19 protein-coding genes are annotated in these 26,570 nt (G+C 66.8%); 16 read left to right on the top strand and 3 right to left on the bottom strand.

Going from position 1 to position 26,570, the window contains the following annotated elements:
• A partial coding sequence (locus A5706_RS23290; RefSeq protein ID WP_255406331.1) for an alpha/beta hydrolase family protein occupies positions 1-943 on the bottom strand: 943 nt, incomplete at its 3' end.
• A gap of 78 nt (positions 944-1,021) precedes the next feature.
• The gene (lysX, locus tag A5706_RS23285) at positions 1,022-4,357 is read right to left on the bottom strand and encodes a bifunctional lysylphosphatidylglycerol synthetase/lysine--tRNA ligase LysX (RefSeq protein ID WP_197517949.1); all 3,336 of its coding nucleotides are present in this window, start codon (positions 4,355-4,357) and stop codon (positions 1,022-1,024) included.
• Positions 4,358-4,761: 404 nt separating this feature from the next.
• Between lysX and infC the strand changes: the two genes are divergently transcribed.
• From infC to A5706_RS23260, 5 genes are all read left to right on the top strand, one after another.
• Complete coding sequence (gene infC / locus A5706_RS23280; protein WP_081665070.1) at positions 4,762-5,370, top strand: translation initiation factor IF-3; 609 nt, start codon at positions 4,762-4,764, stop codon at positions 5,368-5,370.
• Positions 5,371-5,443: 73 nt separating this feature from the next.
• Positions 5,444-5,638, top strand: coding sequence for a 50S ribosomal protein L35 (gene rpmI / locus A5706_RS23275; RefSeq protein WP_068135921.1), 195 nt, complete (start codon positions 5,444-5,446; stop codon positions 5,636-5,638).
• Between the two features lie 58 nt (positions 5,639-5,696).
• Positions 5,697-6,092 carry a 50S ribosomal protein L20 gene (gene rplT, locus A5706_RS23270; RefSeq protein WP_068111278.1) on the top strand — a complete coding sequence of 132 codons (396 nt, stop codon included), beginning with the start codon at positions 5,697-5,699 and terminating at the stop codon, positions 6,090-6,092.
• A gap of 9 nt (positions 6,093-6,101) precedes the next feature.
• Positions 6,102-6,890: an RNA methyltransferase gene (locus tag A5706_RS23265; protein WP_068135919.1), complete on the top strand. Its 789-nt coding sequence runs from the start codon at positions 6,102-6,104 to the stop codon at positions 6,888-6,890.
• 190 nt (positions 6,891-7,080) lie between these two features.
• Positions 7,081-7,773 carry a PE family protein gene (locus A5706_RS23260; protein WP_068135917.1) on the top strand — a complete coding sequence of 231 codons (693 nt, stop codon included), beginning with the start codon at positions 7,081-7,083 and terminating at the stop codon, positions 7,771-7,773.
• A 39-nt stretch (positions 7,774-7,812) separates the two neighbouring features.
• On the opposite strand, the gene A5706_RS23255 is transcribed toward A5706_RS23260, so the two are convergent.
• Positions 7,813-8,859 carry an oxygenase MpaB family protein gene (locus A5706_RS23255; RefSeq protein WP_068135914.1) on the bottom strand — a complete coding sequence of 349 codons (1,047 nt, stop codon included), beginning with the start codon at positions 8,857-8,859 and terminating at the stop codon, positions 7,813-7,815.
• 295 nt (positions 8,860-9,154) lie between these two features.
• Here A5706_RS23255 and A5706_RS23250 point away from each other — a divergent pair, with 295 nt between their 5' ends.
• The 11 genes from A5706_RS23250 (at position 9,155) to A5706_RS35020 (ending at position 26,498) form a co-directional block, all read left to right on the top strand.
• Positions 9,155-10,123 carry a PE family protein gene (locus A5706_RS23250; protein ID WP_082964568.1) on the top strand — a complete coding sequence of 323 codons (969 nt, stop codon included), beginning with the start codon at positions 9,155-9,157 and terminating at the stop codon, positions 10,121-10,123.
• A 54-nt stretch (positions 10,124-10,177) separates the two neighbouring features.
• Positions 10,178-11,020: a PE family protein gene (locus tag A5706_RS23245; protein ID WP_068135908.1), complete on the top strand. Its 843-nt coding sequence runs from the start codon at positions 10,178-10,180 to the stop codon at positions 11,018-11,020.
• A gap of 79 nt (positions 11,021-11,099) precedes the next feature.
• Positions 11,100-12,023 carry an adenylate/guanylate cyclase domain-containing protein gene (locus tag A5706_RS23240; protein ID WP_082964567.1) on the top strand — a complete coding sequence of 308 codons (924 nt, stop codon included), beginning with the start codon at positions 11,100-11,102 and terminating at the stop codon, positions 12,021-12,023.
• Positions 12,024-12,041: 18 nt separating this feature from the next.
• Positions 12,042-12,848: a rhomboid-like protein gene (locus tag A5706_RS23235; RefSeq protein ID WP_068135924.1), complete on the top strand. Its 807-nt coding sequence runs from the start codon at positions 12,042-12,044 to the stop codon at positions 12,846-12,848.
• Positions 12,849-12,972: 124 nt separating this feature from the next.
• Entirely contained in the window at positions 12,973-14,016 is a 1,044-nt protein-coding gene (pheS, locus tag A5706_RS23230; RefSeq protein WP_068135905.1) for a phenylalanine--tRNA ligase subunit alpha, read from the top strand.
• Positions 14,016-16,502 (top strand): phenylalanine--tRNA ligase subunit beta, encoded by a 2,487-nt coding sequence (gene pheT / locus A5706_RS23225; protein ID WP_068135902.1) that lies wholly within the window; start codon positions 14,016-14,018, stop codon positions 16,500-16,502. The genes pheS and pheT overlap by 1 nt, the downstream gene beginning before the upstream one ends.
• Before the next feature lie 377 nt (positions 16,503-16,879).
• The gene (locus A5706_RS35035) at positions 16,880-18,433 is read left to right on the top strand and encodes a PE family protein (RefSeq protein WP_068135900.1); all 1,554 of its coding nucleotides are present in this window, start codon (positions 16,880-16,882) and stop codon (positions 18,431-18,433) included.
• A gap of 321 nt (positions 18,434-18,754) precedes the next feature.
• On the top strand, positions 18,755-20,281 hold the full coding sequence (locus tag A5706_RS23215) for a PE family protein (RefSeq protein ID WP_068135896.1): 1,527 nt from the start codon (positions 18,755-18,757) through the stop codon (positions 20,279-20,281).
• Positions 20,282-20,635: 354 nt separating this feature from the next.
• Positions 20,636-21,628 carry a PE family protein gene (locus A5706_RS35030; protein ID WP_068135892.1) on the top strand — a complete coding sequence of 331 codons (993 nt, stop codon included), beginning with the start codon at positions 20,636-20,638 and terminating at the stop codon, positions 21,626-21,628.
• 422 nt (positions 21,629-22,050) lie between these two features.
• The gene (locus A5706_RS35025; protein ID WP_082964566.1) at positions 22,051-23,490 is read left to right on the top strand and encodes a PE family protein; all 1,440 of its coding nucleotides are present in this window, start codon (positions 22,051-22,053) and stop codon (positions 23,488-23,490) included.
• A 596-nt stretch (positions 23,491-24,086) separates the two neighbouring features.
• Complete coding sequence (locus tag A5706_RS35020; RefSeq protein ID WP_197517948.1) at positions 24,087-26,498, top strand: PE family protein; 2,412 nt, start codon at positions 24,087-24,089, stop codon at positions 26,496-26,498.
• The last annotated feature ends 72 nt before the right edge of the window (positions 26,499-26,570 follow it).

Below are 26,570 nucleotides of genomic sequence, written 5' to 3'. Positions count from 1 at the left end.
CGGCCAGATCAACGGCGCACGTCCCGCCCATCGACCAGCCGGTGATGCCCCAGTTGGACCGGTCGGCGCTCACGCCAAACTTCGAAACCATGTAGGGGACAACGTCTTTGGTCAGATGATCGGCGGCGTTGCCGCGCACACCGTTCACGCATTCGGTGTCGTTGTTGAAGGCCCCACCGGCGTCGACGAACACCAACACCGGCGCCTTGCCGTCGTGGCCGGCCGCGAAGTCGTCGATCGTCGTGACCGCGTTGCCCGCCCGCGTCCAGTCCGCAGGTGTGTTGAACTGTCCGCCGATCATCATCACCGTCGGCAATGCCGGCGGCGGGCTGCTGGTAAACCACTCGGGCGGCAGGTACACGAGTTCCCCGCGGTGCTTGAAATGCGATGCGTCCGAGGGGATCACCACCGGCACGACGCTGCCGTGCGGAGGGCGGGCCCGCTTGGCGGCCAGCGCGCTGAGGGTGGCCGGGTCCGTCTGATCGGGCAGGGGACCGGAGGTGAGCTGGCTCCAGGCCGCCTGCACGGTCGGGAAGTAGCCGACCCACGCGTTGAGCACGAGCGCTGCGCAGAGCAAGCACGACGGCACGGCAAGCAGCGTCATGCCGCGCCGCCACGGCGGCGCGCTGCGCCAGCCCACCACCAGCACCGCCGCGGCCACGCCGGCCAACGCGACCCAGACCCACAGCGCCGACGGCGCCGGCTCGTCGGACAGGCCGCGGTCGACGACGTACCAGTGCGTCAGGTAGGCGGCGGCGCCCCCGGCGGCGCCGGCCAGTGGCAGCCACACCGCCCGCCATCGTCGCGACCGCCAGCCCACGGCCAGCGTCAGCACGGCGGCGGTACCGATCTGGATGGTCGCGGGTATCCACCCGTGCATCAGGGAGGTGAAATTACCGGCCAGCTCCGCCGCGGCGAGGGGCGTCGGAGCGGTCACGTGCATCAGTGTGAGCCATCGTTAACACTCCCGGAACATTTTGACCGGATGTTTCCTGTGTGCCGGCTGGCGGGGCGGGCCGGGCTAATGCGGCTTGGCCAGGGGGAACGGCAGGGTTTCGCGGATGCTTCGGCCGGTTATGAGCATGACGAGCCGATCGATGCCCATACCGAGTCCGCCGGTGGGTGGCATCGCGTACTCCATGGCTTGCAGAAAGTCCTCGTCGAGCTCCATCGCTTCGGGATCCCCGCCGGCGGCCAACAGTGACTGCTCCTGCAGGCGGCGCCGCTGCTCCACCGGGTCGGTCAGCTCGCTGTAGGCGGTGCCCAGCTCGACGCCCCACGCCACCAGGTCCCACCGCTCGGCGACGCCGCGCTGACTGCGGTGCGGCCGGGTCAGCGGCGACACGGAGGTGGGGAAGTCGATGTAGAACGTGGGTTGCTCGGTCTTGTCCTCCACCAGGTGCTCGTAGAGCTCGAGCACCACCGCGCCGGAATCCCAATGCGCCCGATACGGAATGTGCACGGCGTCGGACATCCTGCGCAGGGCGGCCAGCGAAGTGTCGGGATCGATGCGCTCGCCCAGCGCCTCCGATACCGCGTCGTACACGGTCTTCACCGCCCACGTGCCGGAGATGTCCACCGGTTCGAGTCGGCCGTCGGTCCCCGCGCGGGGGCGCAGCACGGTCTGCTCGCCGTTGGCGGCCTGCGCGGCGTTCTGGATGAGCTCCCGGCAGCCGTCGATCCACACTTTGTAGTCCGCATGCGCCTGGTAGGCCTCCAGCAGGGTGAACTCCGGGTTGTGGCTGAAGTCGACGCCTTCGTTGCGGAAGGCCCGGCCCAGCTCGAACACCCGCTCAACGCCGCCGACGCACAGCCGCTTCAGATACAGCTCCGGCGCGATGCGCAGGAACAGGTCCATGTCGTAGGTGTTGATGTGGGTGACGAACGGCCGGGCGGTGGCCCCGCCGTGGATCTGCTGCAGGATCGGCGTCTCGACCTCGATGAAGCCCTTGGCGAACAGGGTTTCCCGAACCGAGCGCAACACCTCGCTGCGGGCCCTGATCAGCTCGCGCGACTCCGGGTTGACCGCCAGGTCGACGTAGCGGGCCCGCACCCGCGCCTCGGGATCGGTCAGTCCCTTCCACTTATTCGGCAACGGGCGCAGGCACTTACCGATCATCCGCCAGTCGCGCACGATCAACGAGCGGGTCCCCTTTTTGGAAAAGCCCATGTGCCCCGTCATCTCGACCAGGTCACCGAGATCGATGGCCGCGGTGAAATCGGCGGTGCGGCCGCGTCCGAGATGCGAATTGTCCAGCAGCACTTGCATTTCGCCCGACCAGTCACGCACCTGGGCGAACAGCACGCCGCCGTAGTCGCGGATCCGCAGGATGCGGCCGGCCACCGACACGTCCTCCTGATCGTCGGCGTCCAACGCGGCGGCGATCGAGTGGCTGGGCGGGCACCCCACCGGGTAGGCGTCAACCCCGTTGCGCTGCAAGATCTTCAGCTTGGCCAGGCGCACCCGTACCTGCTCGGGTAGGCGCAACCTCGACTCCTCGGCCTCGGCCGCCTTGACCCCGCGTTGCAGGTCGCTCACGTCGGGCGTCGATCCGTCGTGGTGCAGCAGCCCGGACTCCGCCAGCCTGGCCGGTACCGCCGGATGATGCCCGGTGTGCACCTTCTCGCGCCGGCTGAACGGCAGGACGAGGAAACCCTCCGCGATCACCGAGGCGACGCCGACCCGGGGAATCAGCCGGGCATCTTCGTAACACGCGTACCGGGGAACCCACTCGGGCTGGTACTTCATGTTCGAGCGGTACAGCGTCTCGAGCTGCCACCATCGCGAAAAGAACAACAGGAACCCGCGCCACAACCGGGCGATGGGCCCGGCGCCGAGCTGGGCGCCCTGTTCGAACGCCGAGCGGAACATCGCAAAGTTCAGTGAAATGCGAATGATGCCAAGGGCTTCGGCGTTCAGCGCGAGCTCGCTGACCATGAGCTCGATGGTGCCGTTGGGGGATTGCGGGGAACGCCGCATGAGGTCCAGGGAGACGCCGGTGCTTCCCCACGGGACCAGCGACAGCATCGCGACCACCCGACCCTCGCGATCGATGGCTTCGACCAGCAGGCAGTCGCCGTCGGCCGGGTCGCCGAGCCGGCCCAGCGCCATCGAAAAGCCGCGCTCGGTTTGGGTGTCGCGCCACGCGTCGGCGCGCGAGATCGTTTCGGCCATCTCGTCGGCCGAGATGTCGCGGTGTCGCCGGATGCGTACCGTCAGCCCCGCCCTGCGCGCCCGGGTCACCGCCTGGCGCACCCCGCGCATGTCGGGGCCGGACAGCTTGTAGTCGGACGTCCGCAGGATCGCCTCGTCGCCCAGCTCGAGGGCGTTGAGCCCGGCCTCGCGGTACGCCTGGGCGCCTTGCGAACTGGCGCCCATCACACCTGGTGCCCAGCCGTAGGTCTGGCACAACCCCAACCACGCGTCGATCGCCTGCGGCCACGCCCTCGGGTCACCGATCGGGTCGCCGCTGGCCAAACAGACCCCGATCTCGACCCGGTAGGTGATGGCCGCGCGGCCGCTCGGGGCGAACACCACCGACTTGTCGCGGCGGGTGGCGAAATATCCGAGGGAGTCCTGTTTGCCGTAGAGCTCGAGCAGCCCGCGGATCGCGGACTCGTCCTCGCCCGTCAGCGCGTTGTCGGCACGTTGGGACTGGAACAGCACGATCGTCGCCGCGATCAGCGCGAGCGCTCCGAACAACCCGAAGATCGCGTTGAGCAGAACGTGTGGCCGGCCGGTGAACGCGTCGGGATCGACGATGGAGAACCCCACCACCCGGTTGACGACGTACCAGAAGCGTGAATCGGGCGCCAGGGTGCCCGGCCACATCTCGACCAGGCCCCAGGACGCCAGGATTCCGATCACGAGCCCGGTGACCAGGACCGCGGCCGCCTTGAACAGGGCGGCCTTGCGCACCTTGGCCCAGAACTGCCGATAGGAAAGGAGCAGCAGGACGATCGCGACGATGTGCACGGCGAAGCCGAGGTTCTCCCCGAACGACTCGGCCGCGGTGTTGTCGCCCGCGGCGATGTCGGCGGCGTTCAAAGCGGCGGCCAGGACCATGTTGCCGAGCAGCAACACCCAGGCGATGCGTTTGCGCGCGGTCAGGGCGGCGGCCAGCAGGGCCAGCACGAACGACCACGCGATGCTGGTGTCGGGGAAGTTGAACAGGTAGTCGTTGATGAACTCGCGTGGGACCTTGATCAGCCACCGGATCAGCGGCGACACGCTCGCGATCAGTGACACCGTGGCGATGACGCCGACGGTCCAGCCCGCCGCCGCCGGTACCCAGCGATACCGGGAGTTCGGCTGGCTGCCCGAACGCGGGCCGAAGCGGGACGTAGCGAGTGTCACAGACCGCGAGGATATGCCGTCAAGCCGTGAAAATCCTGGCGAAGCGCCATGGGAGGCGGACAGCTATTAGTCGGGATGCGACGCGCGCCGGACGCCCGTCCGGCCGCAGACGTGCAGGAAGACGCGTCATGGCTGCTAAACTATCGACTGCGACCATCCCGGTGAACGCCGGGGACAGTAAGTGGAGTCCCACTCCCACCGTTGGCCACGAGTTTTCTCAAGGTTCAGCGGTCCGGTCACGGGCATCGTGAATGCCTGTTCCGCGCGCAGCGCGGGCTGCTGGAGCACTTCCAGCCGCGATCGGTCGGCATTGGGCCCTGCTTGTGCAGGGCTTTTTTGCTGATGGTGTGGTTTTCCACCGCTGCGGCCGCCACCAGAGAAAGAAGCCCAACAAGGGAGGCCCCATCAGCACTGAGACCCGCGTCAACGAGCGCATCCGCGTACCTGAAGTTCGATTGATCGGACCCGGGGGAGAGCAGGTAGGCATAGTGCGCATCGAGGACGCACTGCGCGTCGCCGCGGACGCCGATCTCGACCTCGTCGAAGTTGCCCCGAACGCCAGACCTCCGGTCTGCAAGATCATGGATTACGGCAAGTTCAAATACGAGGCGGCGCAAAAGGCGCGCGAATCCCGCCGGAACCAGCAGCAGACCGTCGTCAAAGAGCAAAAGCTGCGACCAAAAATCGACGATCACGATTACGAGACCAAGAAGGGCCACGTAATCCGCTTCCTGGAGGCGGGATCGAAGGTCAAGGTCACCATCATGTTTCGCGGACGCGAGCAGTCGCGGCCCGAGCTGGGCTACCGATTGCTGCAGCGCCTGGGCGCGGACGTCGCCGACTACGGATTCGTCGAAACGTCCGCCAAGCAGGACGGCCGCAACATGACGATGGTGCTGGCACCGCACCGCGGCGCCAAGACCCGCGCGCGGGCGCGCCACCCAGAGGCACCGGGAGGAGGCGCGGCACCGGACACCGATGCGGGAGCCGACGCCACCCCGTCGCCCAACTGACCTGACACGAACGAGTACCAGCTAGTACCGAAGATGCTGAGAAGTACTGAAAAGTACTGAAAGTAGAGGAAACATGCCCAAGGCCAAGACCCACAGCGGGTCGTCGAAGCGGTTCCGGCGCACCGGCACCGGGAAGATCGTGCGCCAGAAAGCCAACCGGCGGCACCTGCTGGAGCACAAGCCGTCGACCCGGACCAGGCGGCTGGATGGCCGCACCACGGTGTCGGCCAACGACACCAAGCGCGTCAACAAGCTGCTGAACGGCTAGGCAGCCGGCAAACGACCATTTAAAAGCATTTACTGCCAGAACGAGAGTAGGAACATCCATGGCACGCGTGAAGCGGGCGGTCAACGCCCAGAAGAAGAGGCGCAGCGTCTTAAAGGCCTCGAAGGGCTATCGCGGCCAGCGGTCCCGGCTCTATCGCAAAGCCAAAGAGCAGCAGCTGCATTCGCTGAACTACGCCTACCGCGACCGTCGTGCGCGTAAGGGCGAGTTCCGTAAGTTGTGGATCTCGCGGATCAACGCGGCTGCACGCGCCAACGACATCACCTACAACCGCCTGATCCAGGGTCTGAAGGCCGCCGGTGTCGAGGTGGACCGCAAGAACCTCGCCGACATCGCGATCACCGATCCGGCGGCGTTCACCGCGCTGGTCGACGTCGCCCGGGCGGCGCTGCCCGAGGACGTCAACGCCCCGTCGGATTCCGGAGAGGCCGCCTAGCTGCCGGCGATGCCGGCACCGCTCACCGAACGCTCGGCCAGGGTGGCCGCGGCGGTCAAGTTACATCGGCATGTCGGGCGTCGCCGGGTCGGACGGTTCCTCGCCGAGGGACCGAACTTGGTCGGGGCGGCGGCCGCGCGCGGGTTGGTCCGCGACGTGTTTGTCACCGAACTCGCGGCGCAGCGGCACGCGGCGCTGCTCGCGACGCAGCAGTGCCCGGTCCACCTGGTCACGGAGCGCGCCGCAAAGGCGCTGTCCGACACGGTGACCCCGACGGGGCTGGTGGCGGTTTGTGACATGCCGGCGAGCTCGATCGAGGACGCGCTGACGGACTCGCCGCGGCTGGTTGCTGTTCCCATCGAGATCGGTGAGCCGGGCAACGCGGGCACCCTGATTCGCATCGCCGACGCGATGGGCGCGGGGGCCGTAGTGCTCGGCGGGCACAGCGTCGACCCGTACAACGGCAAGTGCCTGCGCGCGTCGGCCGGCAGCATCTTCTCGATCCCGGTTGTCTCCGCGCCCGACGCCGCCGCCGCGGTCGCCGCGTTGCGCGCCGCCGGGTTGCAGGTGCTGGCCACGACGGTGGACGGCGAGACCCGGCTCGACGAGGCGGACCTCACCGCGCCGACGGCCTGGCTGTTCGGAGCCGAATCACACGGCTTGTCGGCTGAGCTCGCGGCGGCGGCCGACCGCCGCGTACGCATCCCGATGGCCGGCGGCGCCGAAAGCCTCAACGTGGCCGCCGCCGCGGCCATCTGCCTCTACCAGAGCGCTCAAGCGCTTGGGTGCCTTCGCTGAGTGGCTCCGGACTCGACGCGCGCTGCGAGCCCACCTCTTCAGCAAACTGCACCAGAGGGTATAGGGCTGGCGGTCGGAAAACTTTGCAAATATGCACGCTAGGGCGAGCAACCTACTGTTACGCTTTGCGTCTCTCCGCTTGTTCAGCGGTCTGTGTCATGAATGGTCCGGATTGCAGGGAGGCACGGCAATGTCGCTACTCAGCGTGGCGCCCGACATCGTGTCAGAGGCGAGCAGCAAGTTAGAAAATCTCGGCTCTGCGCTGCGTAGCGCGAGCGCTGTGGCCGCAAGTCAAACGACGGCGGTTGCTGCGCCGGCCGAAGATGAAGTCTCGGTGGCGATTACCGCGCTGCTCGGGACGCACGCCCAGGAATTTCAAACCATCAACGCCCAGGCGGCGGCATTTCATGATGAGTTCGTGAGCAACTTGAGCAGCGGGGCCGCGCAGTATGTGGGCGCCGAGCTAATTAATGCCCAGCAAACGCTGACGACAGTGAACGCGCCCGCCGGCGCCGCCGCCTCCACCCCCTTGGTGAACGTCAGCCAGGATTTCGGTCCCTTCGGCGTATCGCTGAATACGACGATCGATTCCCTCAGCGCCGGCGGGCTGTTGGGAACCACTAACGCAAGCGTCGCCCTCAACACGCCGTTCGGCGCCGTGCCGCTGTTGTCGGCTGGCGGTACCTCGGCCATCACTTCCGACGGGCGATTCTCTATGACGCTGGGGCAGAGCCTTCCGTTTCTTTCCTACGGGGCCTCATTGAGGGGGGACCTCTTGCCCGCGGTCCAGCTCACCGGCTGGACGCTCAGCATCGACAACTTACTGATTTCATATCCGGGCACGCACTTCGGTGGCATCGTTCCTGACTTCACGTTCCAGTAGGCATTCGTCCGCCTTCTGGCCTTGGGTGTGAGGACGGGCTCAAGCCGCCCTGGCGCGGCGCCCCCGGGCAGGGCGCAGGCCGGTGAGCGAGAGTGTGCCGTGCACCAACGATCCCGCGCGTTCCATCAGGAACTTGGCGGGGTCGAGAGGGGTGCGGGGACGTGGCGGAAAGTAATGCATCGGCAGCCCGCGGCGGTCGCGGGGCGGTGCCATGAATGCCGGCGCCTCCACCAACGGCGCGTCGCTGGGTAGCCGCCCCTCGGCGCGGCGATAGGCGGCCAGCGCGCGCGGGTGCAGCCGGATCTCGTCGGGAACGGCCAGGAAGGCCAGCTCGACGAGCTTCCCGAACACGCGCAGCAGCACCTCGTCGCCCGGCGTCCAATGCATGCCCGCCTTCTCGCGCACCGCCGGCTCGAACAGCCCCGCCGCGATCCAGCGCTGACCGGCCACCAGCGGCCTGAGCAACTGGTCCCAGATCGGTGTCGGCATCAGCACGAACTTGGGCTTGGGAATGCGGATCTTGAAGATGTCCAGCGTCGCCTGATTGATTTCCAGCTCCTCGCGGCACACCCGATCCCAGTACTCCAAAAACTCTTCCCACGATCGAGGCACCGGCCTCATGCTCATGCCGTACATGCGGTACCACTGCACGTGCTCGTCGAACAGCTGTCGCTTCTCGGCTTCGGTCAGGCCCCCGCAGAAGTACTCGGCCACCTTGATGATGAGCATGAAAAACGTGGCGTGCGCCCAATAGAACGTCTCGGGATTGAGCGCGTGGTAGCGGCGCCCCGCACCGTCGACGCCCTTGATGGTGCGGTGATAGCCCTTGATTTGCTGACCGGTCTGGGCCGCGCGATCGCCGTCGTAAACGACGCCCATGATCGGATAGACCGAGCGCGCCACGCGCTGCAGCGGCTCCCGCAACAGGATTGAATGCTCCTCGACGCCCGCGCCCAGTTCCGGATACATGTTCTGGATCGCGCCGATCCACACGCCCATCATTCCGGTGCGGAGGTCACCGAAGTACTTCCAGGTGAGTGAGTCGGGTCCGAGCGGATCCGCGGATGTCGTTGATATGGCAGTCATCTCGGCCTCCTGGGCCCACGATAACTTTGACAACGCACGTTGTCTACGATTTCGCGACCGCGTGCCGCAAGTGGTATCCAACGTCTGCGAACACGTGATGATGGGTCGCCCGGAGGACCTCTCGGCGACCTCTGTGGCTATCCTAATTTTGACCGGGTCAATTTTATCGTGGCTTCGATAAATTGACGTCAAGAAGGACTTTGGCCCTCTGCCAAAAAAGGGTCTTCGCAGTTACGATTACTCCACCTCGCGGCTCGTATTCCGCGTGGGCATTATTCGGCGGCGAAGGGGTGCTATGTCATTCGTGAGTGTCGTGCCTGACTCATTGACCGTGGCAAGCGGAAATCTGGCGAATATCGGCTCTTCGCTGCGGGCGGCTCAAGCGGAGGCGATGGCCCAGACGACCGCGATCGCGGCACCTGGCGCAGACGAGGTCTCGGCGGCGATCTCCTCGTTGTTCGGAAGGGCCGGCCATGAATTCCAAGCACTCGGGGCGCAGGCTGCGGCCTATCACGACAACTTCGTCGGTGCGTTGACCGCGGGGGCCGGTCAGTACGTCAGCGCGGAAGCCGTCAATGTCCAGCAAACGTTAGCGAGCGTGGTCACCGGCCCCACCCAGACCGTGTCGGGCGCAATTACCTCCCTCAACACTCCCTTTGGGGCCGTAGCGGTCTCGTTCGGCGGGAGCCTGCCCCCGATCGGCCAGAACGGCCCGTTCTCGGGATTCGCCAACGCCACCAACGCGGTGCTCGGCACTGCGAACGTGACGCTGTCCGGAAACGTGTTGACGGGCCCGTCCGGCGCTCCGGGGACGGAATTCCAAGTCACGGGCGGGAGCTTCAGCGCGCCCCAGCTGCTTTCGCTTCTCAGCGCCACCGCGGGCCCCGGCGTGTCGGGCAACGCGTCGCTGGTTAACAGCGTCAATACACTAATTGGCGATTTGCAAACAGGGAACTTGCCGGGAGCCGCGTTGACGCTGGCCAGCGCTCCCGGTAATTATTTAACCGCCATTACGATCGGCTCCACGACCGTTAACATCCCGATCGATACCACTGCCTTTGGTGGCCCAATCGGCACCCTCAGCATTCCCTTCAATGGGGTTTTTGCCTCCCCCCAGCCGATAACGGCATCGTGGCCGACATTTGACGTTACGACCGGCGGCACAACTTACACGGTCCTCGGCGCCAACAACCTTCCGATTGGAAGCACGAATGGCTTTGTTCCTTACGTGCTGGGCGGAATCGCGGGCCTATTCGGGCTGTAGTCGCTAACCCTGTGCCGGCATCGATACGTAGCGCTAGTCGAAGGGAGCCAGACGATGTCGTTTCTGAGTCTGACAGCTGATGCCGTGACGTCCGCGGCGCAGCAATGGGAGGCCATCGGGTCGGCGCTGACCTCGGCCAATTCGTCGGCGGCGGGTTCCACGACGGGGTTGGCGGCCATGGCGGCCGACGATGTGTCGGCGGCCGTCCGGTCGCTGTTCGCCGAGTATGGCCAGGCCTTTCAAGCGGCCAGCGCCCAAGCCGCCGCATTCCACTCGCAGCTGGTGAGCTCCCTGAACGGCGGCGTGGCCGCGTATCTGAGCACCGAGATTGCCAACGTCCAGCAAGGTTTGGCCAGCGCGGTGAGCGGCGCTGCGGCGCCGGTGCCGGCGTCATTCTCGTGGGGATTCGGCGCATTCTCGGCGACGCTGGACACCTCGGTATCGGGCAACGGATCCTTGATTGGCTCCCTGTCCGCTGTGCCGGGCTTCGCCCTCGGCGTGGACGCGGTGGGCCCGCCGCTCAGCGCGGCGAATGCGTTCGCAAACAGCCTGGCCGCAGTGGGCAATGCGGCCCGAACCGGTGACCCGCTGGGCGCCTTGATCGGGCTCCTCAACACTCCGGCGAACGTCGGGAACGGTCTGCTGTTCGGGCAGGGATCGTTCGCGGTCCCGGTGGCGCCCCCACCGGGGCTCGGCTTCGCATCGGCGACGATCAGCGTGCCGTACGGAGGGCTGCTGGCACCCGTGCAACCGGCTTCGCTCATGTTGACGTCGCCAACCGGCGCGCCGACCGTCGTCCCCTTGGCCGGCCCCGAGTTCGGCGGCTTGCTTCCCGCGGTGCAAGCCGTTTTGCACAAGCCCTATTTCGGTCTCGGGTTACTCGTGCCGGCCGTTTAGTTGGTTAGGGTCGGCGCCTTCCGCAACCGTGTGGCGACCGTCATTGCCCGCTTCTCCCGGCAGCACCTAACCTGGCCAAGTGGAACTCGCGCCGCGCGATCCGGACCCGGGCGAGGCCTCGGAGACCGATCTGAAGACCGACCGCGAAGCGGTGGCGACGGCGCCCCCGGCTTCGGAACGGCGGTCGCCTGCGCGCTGGCTGCACTCAACGAATCACAGCCCAGGTGTGGTGTCGTTTCTGCGGCGGGCACGCCGGCTGTTGCCGGGAGATCCGGAATTCGGCGACCCGCTGTCCACCGCGGGCGAGGGCGGACCCCGGGCCGCGGCCCGTGCCGCCGACCGTTTGCTGGGGGATCGGGATGCGGCGTCACGCGAGATCAGCCTCGGTGTGTTGCAGGTGTGGCAGGCGCTGACCGAGACCGTTTCCCGACGACCGGCAAACCCGGAGGTCACGCTAGTATTCACCGACCTGGTCGGCTTCTCGACATGGTCGCTGCAAGCGGGCGACGAGGCGGCCCTCACCCTGCTGCGACGCGTGGCACGGGCGGTCGAGCCGCCGTTGCTCGACGCCGGCGGCCACATCGTCAAGCGCATGGGCGACGGGCTCATGGCCGTGTTCCGCGATCCGACGGTCGCCTTGCGGGCATCGCTGGCCGCGAACGAGGCTCTGAAATCGGTCGAGGTGGCGGGTTACACGCCACGGATGCGGGTCGGGATCCATACCGGTCGGCCGCAACGAATGGCCGCGGACTGGCTCGGCGTCGATGTGAACGTCGCCGCTCGAGTTATGGAACGCGCCACCAAAGGTGGAATTATGGTGTCGAGCTCGACGTTGGATCAGATACCGCAGACCGAGCTGGACGCGTTGGGCATCGTCGCCAAGCGTGCACGTAAGCCCGTATTCGCGGGTAAGCCCGCCGGCGTCCCCGCTGACCTGGGGATATACCGCCTCAAGACTCTTAGGGAGTTAACAGCCTTTGATCACACTTCCGAAACAAATTAGTCCACATAATGGATGCCAATGATTGGGGGCATCTTCTCCCGGCTTGCCCGGGTTCGATTCACGGTGGGGTATGTGGCGGCGCTGCTCGTCATCAGCTGCGCACTCCTCGCCTTAGGGCCGCACGCCCATGACGTGCTCGTCGAGCGGGCCAGCACCAACCTGCACAACCTGGCCCACGGCCATGTGGGCACCCTTTTGGGCAGCGCGTTGGTCGTCGACGCCGGACCGCTGTACTTCTGGTTGCCCTTCCTGACCTGCCTGCTCGCACTCGCCGAGTTGCACCTGCGCACCATCCGGCTGGTGGTGGCGTTCCTGGTCGGACACATCGGCGCGACGCTCGTGGTGGCCGCGGCCCTGGCCGCCGCGGTCGAGTTCGGTTGGATGCCGATGTCGATCACCCGGGCCAGCGACGTCGGGATGAGCTACGGCGCTCTGGCGGTGCTCGGCGCGATGACGGCGGTGATCCCGGCGCGCTGGCGGGCACCCTGGGTCGGCTGGTGGGTCGCGGCGGGCCTGGCCTCGGCGATCATCGGTGGCGATTTCACCGACGCCGGCCACACGGTCGCGGTGGTCCTGGGCGTGCTGGTGTCCGCGCGCTTCCGGCAGCCGATTCACTGGACGCCGTTGCGTTTCCTGATGCTCGTGGCGTCGTCGGGCTTCGGTTTCCTGATGCTGGCTCACCACTGGGGGACGATGGCCGCCGCGCCGGCCTTCGGCATCTTGGGCGCGCTGGCGGCCCACAAGGCCTACCAATTCGTCACCGGACGCGCCGCACTGCGGGTTTTGCCGGTTGACACCACTCCGCAGCCGGTAGCAACCGGCTAATCACCCGCCGGCCAACGGCCCGGCACGCACCGAGCGTCGTGCACCGAATCACCTATGATCGGCACTTGCGCTGGGCGCATGCCGGCGCGTTCCACAGCCTCGTCAGCAAGGAGAGTGCCGCCGCGTGGGCGATCAACCCGTCGACCTGTCGCCGGAAGCGTTGGCCGAGGCGGTCTCGGCCGCCCGCCACGCCATCGCGGGCGCCGACGACCTGGACGCGCTGGCGCGGGTCAAGACCGAGCACCTCGGGGACCGTTCGCCGCTGGCGTTGGCGCGCCAGGCGCTGGGCAGCGTCCCCAAGGACGAGCGCGCCGACGCCGGCAAGCGCGTCAACACCGCGCGCGGCGAGGCCCAACGCAGCTACGACGAAAGGCTGGCGGAACTGCGCGCCGAGCGCGACGCCGCGGTCCTGGTCGCCGAGGGCATCGACGTCACGTTGCCGTCGACCCGACAGCCACCCGGCGCCCGGCACCCGATCACGATCTTGGCCGAGCACATCGCCGATACCTTCATCGCGATGGGATGGGAGTTGGCCGAGGGGCCCGAGGTCGAAACCGAGCAGTTCAACTTCGACGCCCTGAATTTCCCTGCCGACCACCCCGCCCGCAGCGAACAGGACACCTTTTACGTCGCGCCCGAGGATTCCCGCCAGCTGCTGCGCACCCACACGTCGCCGGTTCAGGTCCGCACGCTCTTGGAACGAGAGCTGCCCGTCTACATCGTCTCGATCGGCCGCACGTTCCGCACCGACGAGCTCGACGCCACCCACACGCCGGTGTTCCACCAGGTCGAGGGCCTGGCGGTGGACCGCGGCCTGTCGATGGCGCATCTGCGCGGCACGCTTGACGCGTTCGCGCGCGCCGAGTTCGGGCCGACCGCGCGCACCCGGATCCGGCCGCACTTCTTCCCGTTCACCGAGCCGTCCGCCGAGGTCGACGTGTGGTTCGCCAATAAAAAGGGCGGCGCGGACTGGGTGGAGTGGGGCGGCTGCGGCATGGTGCATCCAAACGTGTTGCGCGCCGCTGGAATTGACCCCGATATCTACTCCGGCTTCGCGTTCGGCATGGGCCTGGAACGCACCCTGCAATTCCGCAACGGGATCCCGGACATGCGCGACATGGTCGAGGGCGACGTCCGGTTCTCGCTGCCGTTCGGAGTGGGTGCCTGATGCGCGTCCCCTTGAGCTGGCTGCGCGAGGTCGTGACGGCCGGAGCCCCAGGCTGGGACGCGAGGCCCGACGACATCGAGCAGACCCTGGTGCGCATCGGCCACGAGGTCGAAGAGGTCGTCACACTGGGCCCGGTCGACGGCCCGCTGACGGTCGGGCGCGTGATCTCCATCGAAGAGCTCACCGAGTTCAAGAAGCCCATCCGCGCCTGCCAGGTGGACGTCGGGGAGGACAAGCCACGCGAGATCGTCTGCGGGGCAACCAACTTCGCGGTCGGCGATCTGGTGGTGGTGGCGTTGCCCGGCACCACGCTGCCCGGCGGCTTTGCAATCACGGCTCGCAAGACCTACGGCCGCAGCTCCGACGGCATGATCTGTTCGGCCGCCGAACTCGGTTTGGGCGCAGACCATTCCGGGATCCTGGTGCTGCCACCCGAAACCGCCGCGCCGGGAGCCTCGGGCGCCGAGGTGCTCGGTCTCGACGACGTCGTTTTCCACCTGGCGATCACTCCCGATCGCGGATACTGCATGTCGGTGCGGGGCGTGGCGCGCGAGATCGCTTGCGCCTACGACCTCAACTTCGTCGACCCGGCCGAGATCAAACCGCTGCCGGTCGAGGGAGAGGCGTGGCCGCTCACGGTGGACCCAGAGACGGGCGTGCGCCGGTTCGCGCTGCGCCCGGTTATCGGGATCGACCCGACCGCCGTGTCGCCGTGGTGGCTGCAGCGCCGGCTACTGCTGGCCGGCATCCGCGCGACGTCGCCCGCGGTCGACGTCACCAACTACGTGATGCTCGAGCTCGGCCACCCCATGCACGCGCACGACCGCAATCGCATCACCGGTGGCCTCGCGGTGCGGTTCGCCCGGCCCGGTGAAACCGTCGTCACGCTGGACGACATCGAGCGGCGGCTCGATCCGGCTGACGTACTCATCGTCGATGACAAGGCGACCGCGGCGATCGGCGGCGTCATGGGCGCGGCCACCACCGAGGTGCGCGACGACTCCACCGACGTGCTGCTGGAGGCGGCCGTGTGGGACCCGGCCGGCGTGTCGCGCACCCAGCGACGCCTACACCTGCCCAGCGAGGCAGCCCGCCGCTACGAGCGCTCCGTCGACCCGGCCATCTCGGTGGCCGCCCTGGACCGATGCGCCACCCTGCTCGCCGAGATCGCCGGGGGAGCGGTGTCGCCCACGCTGACCGACTGGCGGGGCGATCCGCCGCGCGAGGACTGGTCGCCCCCACCGATCCGGATCAGCGTCGGCCTTCCGGATCGCATCGCCGGGGTGGCCTACGCCCCCGGCACGACGGCCCGGCGCCTCGCCCAAATCGGCGCGGCGGTAGCCGAAAACGACGACATCCTGATCGTGACGCCGCCGAGTTGGCGCCCCGATCTGTTGCAGCCCGCCGACCTCGTCGAGGAGGTCATGCGGCTGGAGGGGCTGGAGGTCATCCCGTCGGTGTTGCCGGCGGCCCCGGCGGGGCGGGGCCTCACCGCGGCGCAGAAGCGGCGCCGCGCGATCGGCAAGTCGCTGGCCCAATCCGGTTACGTGGAGATCCTGCCGACGCCGTTCTTGCCCGCCGGCGTCTTCGACCTGTGGGGACTGCCCGCCGACGACCCGCGGCGCGCGGCGACGCATGTGCTCAACCCGCTGGAAGCCGACCGCCCGGCGCTGGCCACCACGCTGCTGCCGGCGCTGCTGGAAGCCTTGAGCCGCAACGTATCTCGCGGCCTCGTCGACGTCGCGCTGTTCGCCCTGGCGCAAGTTGTTCAGCCGACAGACGAGACCCGCGGCGTCGAGCTCATCCCGGTCGACCGTCGGCCCACCGACGCCGAGATCGCGATGCTCGACGCGTCCCTGCCGCGACAGCCGCAGCACGTCGCCACGGTCCTGACCGGCCTACGTGAACCGCGCGGTCCGTGGGGTCCCGGCCGCCGGGTGGAAGCCGCGGACGCGTTCGACGCGGTGCGAATCGTGGCGCGCGCCAGTGGGATTGACGTTCGCTTGCGCGCGGCCCAACACCTGCCGTGGCATCCGGGCCGGTGCGCCGAGGTGCTCGTGGGGGAGACGTGCGTGGGTTATGCGGGGCAGCTGCATCCCGCCGTGATCGAGCGCTCCGCGCTGCCGAAGGGCACCTGCGCGATGGAGCTGAACCTGGATGCGATTCCCATCGTCGACGTGCTGCCAGCGCCGCGGGTGTCGCCGTTTCCGGCCGTCTTCCAGGACGTCAGCCTGGTGGTGGCCGCGCACGTGCCGGCCCAGGCGGTGGCGGACGCCGTTCGCGAGGGGGCCGGCGAACTGCTCGAAGACCTGCAGCTGTTCGACGTGTTCACGGGTCCGCAGATCGGCGAGGACCGCAAATCCCTGACGTTCGCCCTGCGCTTCCGGGCGCCGGATCGCACGCTGACCGAGGGCGACGCGAGCGCGGCCCGTGACGCCGCTGTGCGACGCGCCGCCGAGGTGGTCGGCGCCGAACTTCGCGCCTGACGTCGCGCGGCGCCCGCAGATGACGGGCTGGACTCCCCGGGCTGCTTAGCTGCCCGAAACTCTTGCGCAGGCGATCGGCGCGCCGCCCCTCGGCCACGTTTGGCGGCGCCCTGAACTGCGGTGTTGGGGTGGTCGCGGCCGAAATGGTTCGCAGGCGTAATGATTCTTATGAAATCCGCACCACGGTATTGACAAAAGACGACGCCTTATTAAACTCACGTCTGTCTTGCTTACCCGCGGGTAAGTTTACTGCTCGGTAAGCGACAGCAAGAACAGTCGAGGGGGGCCTCGCGCACGTTCGTGCGCGAGGCCTTATTCGACTGTGTCCATGTGGGTGACCACTGGTCATCGTCCAGTGGTCCGAGGAGAGGGTGGATATGTCATTTGTGATCGCAACACCGGATCTGGTCGCGAGCGCGGCCGCGGATTTGGCGGGTATTCGTTCGTCGCTGGTCGAGGCGGCAGCGACCGCGGCGGCTCCCACGACCGGGATCGTGACCGCGGCCCAGGACGAGGTTTCGCTTGCGATCGCATCGATGTTCGGCAACTTCGGCGAGCAATTCCAGGCGGTCAGCGCGCAGGCGCACGCCTTTCATCAGCAGTTCGTCTCGTTGATGAATGCCGGCGCGGGCGCCTACGCCAGCGCCGAGGTCGCCAACGCCGCTCAGACGGTGCTGGGCGGCGGGGTCGAGCAGAGCCTCGGTGGGGTCGCCGGGGAGATTCAGTCTGGCGCGCAAGCGATTTCGAACGCGATCGCCGGCTCGCCGATTGGTCTGGGTTCGCTTCCGACGGGCGGGGCGTCCGCGCTGATGAGCGGAGTCGGATCGTTTGGGGCCACGGTGGCGGCGCCGTACCAGGCGCTGGTCTCGAATACCGTCACCAACCTGCAGGCCATCGGCAACACCGTGGTTGGCAATCCGTTCCCTTTCCTGCACCAACTCGTCAATAACCAGATCTTCTACGGGCAGACGATCGCGACCGGTATTCAAAACCTGCCCGCCACGTTGGCGAACTTGCCGGCGACGATTCAGACTGCGCTGCAAAGCCTTTCGACGGTCAATCCCGGTGCAGTGCTACAGCAGCTGATCAGCAACCAGATCGGCAACGCGCAGACCGTCGTCACGGGTCTGCAAAGCGCCGCCCATGATTTCGTCACCGGAATCCAAACCCTGCCGGGGGGCTTCCAGACCGCCGTCCAGGACCTCCTCTCCGGGGACAACGGTGGCGCATACGGCGCCATCAACCAAGCCCTCATCAACGCCTTCCTGCCCGGCTTCAATGGCGTTCAGGTCGGCCCGGGTGATACGTCGATCGTCATCGACATCGTGCCGATCGGTCCCTTGGGAGACCTCGCACCGATCCTGGCGATACCAGGGCAGATGGCGCAGAACGTCACCAACCTGCTACCCGCCGGCTCTATCGCAGCCCAAATGGCGCAGCACGCGACCAATCTGGTCAGCGCCTTCACCAACCTGGGGACGACGCTCACCATCAGTAATGTGGCCGATCTGAGCTTTGGGATCCCGCTGCAGCTCATTTTGGACGGGATCGGTGGCCCGGCGAACGCGTTGAGCGCGCTCAACTCCACCGGGGTAGCCCTCGTAGGCGCGGCGCAGGCCGGCAACGCGTCCGCCTTCGCGGCCACGCTCCTCGATGCGCCGGCCGTCGTCGCCAACGCCTTCCTCAATGGCTCGATGCTCGTCCCGCTGCCACCGGCCGCTGTCAGCCTGTTCGGCCTTACGCTTCCGTCGACTACGTACCTTCCGCTGGGTGGGATCCTCACGCCGCTCAGCCTTCCTTCGGTGTTCGTTGACCTCGGCGGGGGCGATCTCGCGCAGCTCGAACTCTCGGGCGGCACTCCTATCGGTGGCCTCATTCCGGGGCTGCTGAGCTTCCCCGCCCAGCTGGCGGCGGACATCGCCGCCACCTAGTCGGCGACTATTTAGTCGCTGCGGGAAGGGCGCCGGTTTGGGCCAGCGCCCTCCCTAGCTGTGCTTTCAGGATGAGGTGCCCCAAAGAGTCGCAAACCGTAGCGAAACCTGTGAAAACGCAAATTGTCTTTTTTGTTGCAGCCGTGGGCTTATTAGGCTCGTGTCTGTCAAGGGTTACTGCCGGGTAAGTTTCCGGCCGGTAACCGGCAGCGAATGACTCAAGTGGGTTTCGCGCCGCGCCGGCGCGGGGTCCTCGTTGGTCTCGTACGGAATATCGGATGACCACGGGTCATCCGGCTAGTGCCCGAGGAGAGGGTGGATATGTCGTTTGTGATCGCAACGCCGGACCTGGTGCAGAGCGCGGCCCAGGATCTCGCCGGTATTCGTTCGTCGCTCGCCGAGGCCGCGGCATCCGCGGCCGGTCCCACGACCGGGATCGCGACGGCCGCTCAGGACGAGGTATCGGTCGCGATTGCATCGATGTTCGGCAACTTCGGCCAGGAATTTCAGGCGCTGACCGCCCAGGCGCAGGCCTTTCATCAGCAGTTCGTCTCCTTGATGAACGCGGGGGCGGGCGCCTACGCGAGTGCCGAGGCGGCCAACGCCGCCCAGGTCGTCGGTGGCGAGATTCAGTCTGGCGCGCAAGCGATTTCGAACGCGATCGCCAGCTCGCCCATCGGTCTGGGTTCGCTCCCCACGGGCGGCGCCTCCGCGGCGATCACCGGCCTCAACTCGTTCGGCGCTGCCGTGGCCGCGCCGTACCAGGCGCTGGTCTCGAACACGGTCACCAACCTGCAGGCGATCGGAAGCACCTTCACCGCCAACCCGTTCCCGTTCCTGCACCAGCTCGCCAACAACCAGATCGGCTACGCGCAAACGATCGGTTCGTCGATCGTGACCGGCGTCCAAAACCTGCCCGCCGAGCTGGCCAGCTTGCCCACGGCCATCCAAACCGGCATCCAGGGCCTGTCGACGCTGAACCCCGGTGCGCTGCTGCAGCAATTGGTCACCAACCAGATCGGCTACGCCCAGACCGTCGTCACGGGGCTGCAGAATGCCGGCACCGACCTCGTCACCGGGCTGAGCGGCTTGCCCGCCAGCTTCCAGGCGGCAGGTCAGGCCCTCGCCGGCGGGAACATCCAGGGCGCGGTGAACGCGGTCGCGCAGGGCTTGGAAAACGTTGTGCTGCCCGGTTTCCAGCCCATCAGCTTCGACATCGGCCAACTCGGGTCGCCCACCGCGACGCTCCTTCCGGTCACACCGCTCGGCCCCCTGGGAGACCTCGCACCGATCTTCGCCATCCCCGGACAGATGGCGCAGAATGTCGCCAACGTGTTCCCCCCAGGGTCCATCCCCGCTCAGATGGCGCAGAACTTCGCCAACGTGGTCGAGACGCTCACCAACTTCGGGGCGACGTTTAATCCCGCGGACCTCGGCATCACCTTCGGCTTGCCCTTGCAGTTCCTCCTGGACGCGATCGGCGCGCCGGCCAACGCCTTGAGCGCCCTGAATTCGAGTGCGCTCGCGTTTGTCACGGCGGTGCAGACGGGCGACCCAATCGGGGCCGCCGCAGCGCTGATTGGTGCCCCGGGCGCCGTTGCGAACGGCTTCCTGAACGGCCAAACGTTTATCAGCCTGCCGACGCTGCCCGTCACGGTGACCGCTGCCGGCCAGCCGCTCTTAACCCTTAACTCAGTTGCCGAGGTTCCCTTGGGTGGGCTCCTCACTCCGCTCAGCCCCATTCAGCTTGGCGGGGGTGGAGGCCCGCTTCCGGGCACTCAAATCGGTGGCCTCATCCCGGGCCTGCTGAGCTTCGGGTCGCAACTCGCGGCGGTCATCACCCCCTGACGTCGCCGTCGCGAGCCGGCAATTCGGCGGTATAGCCGCACTAAACGGCCGTTTCTCGGCGTGGTGAACGGGGTGTGACTAAGCTCCCTTCATCTCGACGGCCGTCGGGCGACCGTCGCATGAAGCGATGGGGGACCGCCTACTGATCTACGCGCCCCAGCAACTCGCCGTGGCGATCACCCCCGCTGGATAGGCGCCGTTCGGCTCGAGTGGGGCGCTCTCGTGGCGAAATCGTAACGCCACAGGTGCCACGAAATTGCGCAATTTCCTCCGCTCGCACACTGGTCCCTTTAACCTCATGTTCATCTTGGTCACCATCCGGTGGTCATCCTGATGAGCCGATGGGAGACGGCTATGTCGTTTGTCATTGCGCAGCCGGAATTGGTCCAGGCGGCCGCCCAGAACCTGGCGGGAATTCGCTCAGCGCTCGGCGAGGCGAGCGCCGCCGCCGCCGGCCCGACGACCGGGGTGGTGGCTGCGGCCCAGGATGAGGTGTCCGGTGCGGTCGCGGCGCTGTTCGACAGCTTGGGCCAGGAGTACCAAGCCATCAATGCGCAAGCTCAGGCGTTTCACGCCCAGTTCGTCAACCTGATGAACGCCGGGGCGGGGGCATATCTCAGCTCCGAGGCGGCCAACGCGAAGCTGATCGAGGGAGGCGCGGCCGCAGCGACCAGCGACCCGCTCGGAATCGCGGGACCATACGAAAGCCTTGCCGCGAACACGGTTTCCAACCTGCAGGGCATCGGCAACACGTGGGCCACGGTCACTGCGCCCGCCGTCTTCAAGGCGATGAGCACGTACACCAACCCGCAGCTGATCCTCGGGGCGTTGCAGACCGGCAACCCGCTGCCGATCCTGAGCACGACTGGACAGTTCGCGCTGGGCTCCGCCAACATCTTCCGCGACCTGATCGTTCCCGCCTCGCTGTCCGTGACGTCAATTAATCCGCCATCGTTCGCCGTCGGCCTCGGGCTGCCAGAGGTGCTGGCCTTCGACGCGCTGGGCGCGCCGGTCAACGCGGGCCTCGCGGCATCACTAAGCGGCGCAGCATTTCTCGAGGCCGTAGGCACGGGCAACCCGCTGGCGGCGTTCACCGCGTTCGTCGACGCTCCCGCCAACATCGCGAACGCTTTCCTCAACGGCGAACGGACCTTGCCTTTGCTGCTGGCGCCGGGCCTGACGGCGGACGTTCCCTTCTCCGGCCTCCTCGTTCCCGTGCAACCGTTTACGACGACGGCGTCATTGCTCGGGACTTCCGTTACCGTCAGCGGCCCGCCCGTCGGCGGGCTCATTCCAGCGCTGCTCAACTTTGCACCCCAGCTGCTTGCGTCGTCGTTCGGCGGCTAATTGAGGCGCCTCCTGGCGCTTCGCGTCAGGCTCCGGTCAGCTGTGCTGTTCAAGTTCCTGGTGAACACCCTGCCCGAACAGCTCGCTCCGGCAATTGCAGGCAAGTAACCGCAGCCGGTGGGCGAAACCGCCGCGGTTCGATGCTTGCGAATCACCACGCTGAAAAACTTGACGGTGGAATCGCCTGGCGCGGTGGGCTGACCCAATCTTCGGTCCGAGTGAAATGCGTTGTCGGCAATCGCTTTTCGTCGCCAGTGGGGAGTTGACGCGGCGCCGCCGCAGTAGGGCCGGGAAGATTATCAGAGTGGTTAACGACAATCAACCATGAAATTTCTACTGCATTAATCGCAGGGAATATTAATCTCGCGTTTACTTCGGCTTTTCCCGGGTAGACACCTCGCCGTGAATAGAGGTGGTCGGGCATGTCATTTGTAATCGCAGCGCCGGAAATGGTTCGGGAGGCGGCCGAGGACCTGGCGGGTTTAGGAGCCTCGCTCGGCGACGCCACCGTGTTGGCCGCGGGTCCCACGACCAGAGTGGTGCCCGCAGCGGCGGACGAGGTGTCAGCGGCCATCTCCGCGATGTTCGCCAAGTTCGGGCAGGAATTTCAGGGGCTCAGCGCCCAGGCCCGAGCGTTTCACGCCGAGTTCGTCAAATTGATGAACACGAGCGCGGGCGCCTATGCGGGCGCCGAGATCGCCAACGCCGAACAGGCCGTGGCGAACGTGGTCAACGCGTCCGGCGGGGCCGGCGCCGCCCAAAGCGTCAGCGCCGCGGGCTTGCTCGGTGGGATCCTAGGCGGCGGCACGTCGGGCGGCGGACTTCTGGGAGGCCTGACGGGCACCGGTGGTCTGCTGGGCGGCCTGGGTTCACTCGGAGGCGTCGTGGGTTCCCTCGGAAACCTCGGCTCACTCGGAAGTAATCTGGGCACCCTCTTGACGAGTGCCGTTCCCGGGCTGCCCACATCGCTCGGCAGTCTTACGAATTCGTTGACCCCCGTTGTGAATTCGCTACTTCCCGGGCTGCTGAACGTTCAAGCCGGCGCGGGTCCCTACTTCACCGGCATCGCGGGCCCGTACGAAGCGCTCGTCTACAACACTGTGACCAACCTGCAAAGCCTCGTGGGTGGTTGGTTTGCCGACCCGTTCCCGTTCCTGCGGCAGGTCGCCGTCAACCAGATGGGCTATGGCCAGACCATCGCGACAGCATTCCAAACCGGCGATTTCCAACCGGTGACTGCCATACCTGGTCATATCGCACAAAACATCGCCAATGTCGTTGGGACGCTGACGAATACCGGTGTCACGTCATCGCTGGTGGTGCAGTCGCTCACCGTGCCTACCGACGTGACCCTGAACAACGCCGTCGGGCTGCCGCTGGTGTTCGCGGCCAGCCTGATGGGCCCGCCCGCCGCGACCATGGAGGCGGCTGGTTACAGCGCCGCGACGTTCGCGGCGGCCGTCCAGGCCGGCGACGCCGCTGGGGCTTTCGCCGCCCTCGTCGATGCACCCGCCGTCATCGCCAACGGTTTCCTCAACGGCCAGGCGACATTCCCATGCGCGCTGAACCTATCGAGCATTACCGGGCCCGCGATCGGCAACATAGCCAACGTCACCGTGGTCGCCAACATCCCACTCGACGGCATACTCCACGCGCCCGGTTACTACCCGGTGACCGCGACGGTGACGCTGCTGGGCAACACCGTTCTGCCTGCAATCAACGTCAACCTCGGTGTCGGAAGCACGCCCTTCAGCGGTCTCCTGCCCTTCCTGGTGAACTACGCGCCCCAACAGCTGGCCCAGGCGATCGGCGCGCCCGTGTCGCCCCCGCCGCTGCTCTCGATAACTCTGCCAACCTTCTAGTTCGGTAGGTCCGGGACGGGCGTCGACGGAAAGTCCTTGTCACCCCTGTCTTTTCGGTACGCGGATACCAATTTGGTCTACCGTGACTGCCGGTACCGAGGCTGGCGGTTGCGCGGGTCCTACAACTCGACCGGATAATTCGGCGTGCCTGCGTTTCGGCCAGTCGTGGTGACGGGCGGCTGCGGAAACAGCTTGTCATTCCCTTGTTTTCGGTACGCGAATACCAATAATGGATAAAATCGCGTTGCGATGTTTAAAACACGCGCCGTGGGGCAACCTCGTTATTCGGCACATGCCAAATTTGGTCGCCTGTAGCCCAAATGCAACGACGGGGGAGGCCCAACGGACTGAAAATTGTTCAATAGCAAGGGGTTTGTACCTTAAGTATCTCGAACGCCCCGCTTACGGTGTGCTAAGTCTCGTCCTAGGCATGCGTCGTGGGCATCGGGTCGCGCAGAACCGTAAATAGACGCGCCAGACCCCGTTGAAAACAACCATTTTCGAATGTGCCTGTGTGGCACACCATTACGCTCGCCTTGCCTCGATAATTCGGGCTTACAAACGTATATGTCGTTCATTCGCGTGGGGAGATGAACATGTCTTTCGTCGTTGCAGTTCCCGATCTCGTCGAGGTGGCAGCCCAAGATCTTGCGGGTATTCGCTCGTCCCTGGATGAGGTCACCCAGGCGATAATCGCTCCGACCACCAGCTTGGCGCCCGCGGCGGGCGACGAGGTATCGGCCGCCATCGCCGCGCTTTTCGGCAACTTCGGACAGGAGTACCAAGCGCTCAGCGCCCAGGCGGCGGCGTTCCACAACGCGTTCGTCAACACGTTGGGCGGTGGGGCGGCCGCCTATGCGGCGGCCGAAGTCGCCAACAGCGCCGCGGTGCTCTCGGGCGGCGGGAACCTGGCCGCCGAGATCGGTGGCGCGATATCCGGTTTGGGTGCCGCGATCAGCGGGTCACTGTCGGCCGGCTTGACCAGCAGCCTGGGAGCCGCGCTCGGCGGCACGGTCGAAACGTTCCTCGGCGCCGGGCTCAGCGGAATCGCTTTCCAGACGGGTGGCCTGTTCCTGTCGGGTCTCGGCAACGGACTGGTCCAAACCGGCAACGCCATCGTCCAGGCCGGGGTCGCCCTTGAAAATGCCGGCGCGACTTTGTCGGCCATGGGGGGTCCGCTCATTGCTCAGGCCAACGCCGCCCTTCAGGCGCTGCTGAACGCCAACTTCGGTCTTGACCTCAACGCGGCCTTGTCAGCCAGCCTGGGCGGCAGCCTGAATGGCTTGGCAGCCAACCTCGCCGCGGGAATCAACGGACTGGGTAACTTGGCCGGCAACCTCGGGGCGGGTCTCAACGGGGCGCTGCAGACCGGTGAGACGCTGGCGGCGAACTTCCTTGCGTCGCTGTCTGGTCTGCCCGCGCTGACGATTCCGAACCTGGGTGCGTTCGGTGTGCAACTCGGTGCTGCGCTGAATGGCTTGGGCGCCAACCTGAGTGCGTCGCTGAACGCTGCGCTGTCGGGGGCGTTGACGTTGCCGCCGATCAACTTGTCGCTGCCGGGCCTGCCGTCCTTCACGTTGCCGCCGTTGCCGGGGTTGCCGCCGATCACGCTGCCCAACATTGGGGCGGACATCAACGCGGCGTTGAATGCGGTGTTGTCCGGGGCGTTGACGTTGCCGCCGATCAACTTGTCGCTGCCGGGGTTGCCGAGTATCACGTTGCCGCCGTTGCCGGGGCTGCCGCCGATCACGCTGCCCAACCTGGGGGCCGACATCAGCGCGGCGCTGAACGCGGCGCTGAATTTGACGCTGCCGGGGTTGCCGCCGATCACGTTGACGTTGCCGGGCCTGCCGTCCTTCACGTTGCCGCCGTTGCCGGGGTTGCCGCCGATCACGCTGCCCAACATTGGGGCGGACATCAACGCGGCGTTGAATGCGGTGTTGTCCGGGGCGTTGACGTTGCCGCCGATCAACTTGTCGCTGCCGGGGTTGCCGAGTATCACGTTGCCGCCGTTGCCGGGGCTGCCGCCGATCACGCTGCCCAACCTGGGGGCCGACATCAGCGCGGCGCTGAACGCGGCGCTGAATTTGACGCTGCCGGGGTTGCCGCCGATCACGTTGACGTTGCCGGGCCTGCCGTCCTTCACGTTGCCGCCGTTGCCGGGGTTGCCGCCGATCACGCTGCCCAACATTGGGGCGGACATCAACGCGGCGTTGAACGCGGTGTTGTCCGGGGCGTTGACGCTGCCGCCTTTCACCTTCCCGGCCTTGCCTCCGCTTACGCTGCCTAACCTGGGTGCGCTGAGTGTGGGATTGAGCGCGGCGCTGAACGGGATCAGTGGTTCGATCAGCGCGTCGCTGAATGGGCTGGGTGCGTCGCTGAACGCGATGTTGTCGGGAAGCCTGAACCTGGGCGCCAACCTCAACGCGTTTATCCAGACCGGTGAAACGCTGGCGGCGAACTTCGCCGGCAACATCGGAGCGGGCCTGAACGCGGCGATCCAGACCGGCGAGAGCTTGGCCGCCAACTTCGCTGCCGCGTTGTCGACGCTGTCCATTCCCAACTTGGGGCTGTCTATCAATGCGGCTCTGTCGGCTAACCTCGGTGCCGCGCTGAACGGCCTGCTACAGGCCACCGGATCCCTGACAGGCGGCCTCACCGGCGGCCTCGCTGGCCTGGTGCACGCGGGTGAAACACTGGGCGGCAGCCTGGCGACGGGCTTGTCCGGGTTGGCCGGCACGGGCAACGCGTTGGCGAATATCTGGGAGAACACCGCGGCCCAGATAGGTGGCGCGCTCTTCGGTGGTTTCGCGGCGACCCTGGGTGTGGGTGCTCCCGGCGTGCTCGGGCTCGGCGCCGACCTGGCGGCCGGCCTCTCCGGCGCGGCCTCCACGTTGGAGCAGACCGGCGGCTCGCTCGTCGTGTCCCTCAACACCGCCCTGACCGATCTCGAGCTCTCGCTGCAGGCGGCCATCGACGCCAGCTTGGGCATCGGGATCGCCGCATAGCCCGGTGGCGCCCAGGAGAGTCGTGTAGGCCTCGCTCTTCCGAAGCGAAGCGACGCCTTGCCCGACGCGACC

It is taken from the genome of Mycobacterium sp. E796 (genome assembly GCF_001672815.1).
Taxonomy (GTDB): Bacteria; Actinomycetota; Actinomycetes; order Mycobacteriales; family Mycobacteriaceae; genus Mycobacterium.
The sequence above is the reverse complement of the archived record's forward strand: the minus strand, read 5'-3'. Positions and strand labels throughout refer to the sequence as shown.

Coding starts and splice junctions, on each gene's coding strand:
- A5706_RS35035 (WP_068135900.1), top strand. CDS start 16,880: ATGTCATTTGTGATCGCAACACCGGATCTGGTCGCGAGCGCGGCCGCG.
- rplT (WP_068111278.1), top strand. CDS start 5,697: ATGGCACGCGTGAAGCGGGCGGTCAACGCCCAGAAGAAGAGGCGCAGC.
- A5706_RS23235 (WP_068135924.1), top strand. CDS start 12,042: ATGATTGGGGGCATCTTCTCCCGGCTTGCCCGGGTTCGATTCACGGTG.
- A5706_RS35020 (WP_197517948.1), top strand. CDS start 24,087: ATGTCTTTCGTCGTTGCAGTTCCCGATCTCGTCGAGGTGGCAGCCCAA.
- pheT (WP_068135902.1), top strand. CDS start 14,016: ATGCGCGTCCCCTTGAGCTGGCTGCGCGAGGTCGTGACGGCCGGAGCC.
- A5706_RS23215 (WP_068135896.1), top strand. CDS start 18,755: ATGTCGTTTGTGATCGCAACGCCGGACCTGGTGCAGAGCGCGGCCCAG.
- A5706_RS23245 (WP_068135908.1), top strand. CDS start 10,178: ATGTCGTTTCTGAGTCTGACAGCTGATGCCGTGACGTCCGCGGCGCAG.
- rpmI (WP_068135921.1), top strand. CDS start 5,444: ATGCCCAAGGCCAAGACCCACAGCGGGTCGTCGAAGCGGTTCCGGCGC.
- A5706_RS35030 (WP_068135892.1), top strand. CDS start 20,636: ATGTCGTTTGTCATTGCGCAGCCGGAATTGGTCCAGGCGGCCGCCCAG.
- A5706_RS35025 (WP_082964566.1), top strand. CDS start 22,051: ATGTCATTTGTAATCGCAGCGCCGGAAATGGTTCGGGAGGCGGCCGAG.
- A5706_RS23265 (WP_068135919.1), top strand. CDS start 6,102: ATGCCGGCACCGCTCACCGAACGCTCGGCCAGGGTGGCCGCGGCGGTC.
- A5706_RS23255 (WP_068135914.1), bottom strand. CDS start 8,859: ATGACTGCCATATCAACGACATCCGCGGATCCGCTCGGACCCGACTCA.
- A5706_RS23250 (WP_082964568.1), top strand. CDS start 9,155: ATGTCATTCGTGAGTGTCGTGCCTGACTCATTGACCGTGGCAAGCGGA.
- A5706_RS23260 (WP_068135917.1), top strand. CDS start 7,081: ATGTCGCTACTCAGCGTGGCGCCCGACATCGTGTCAGAGGCGAGCAGC.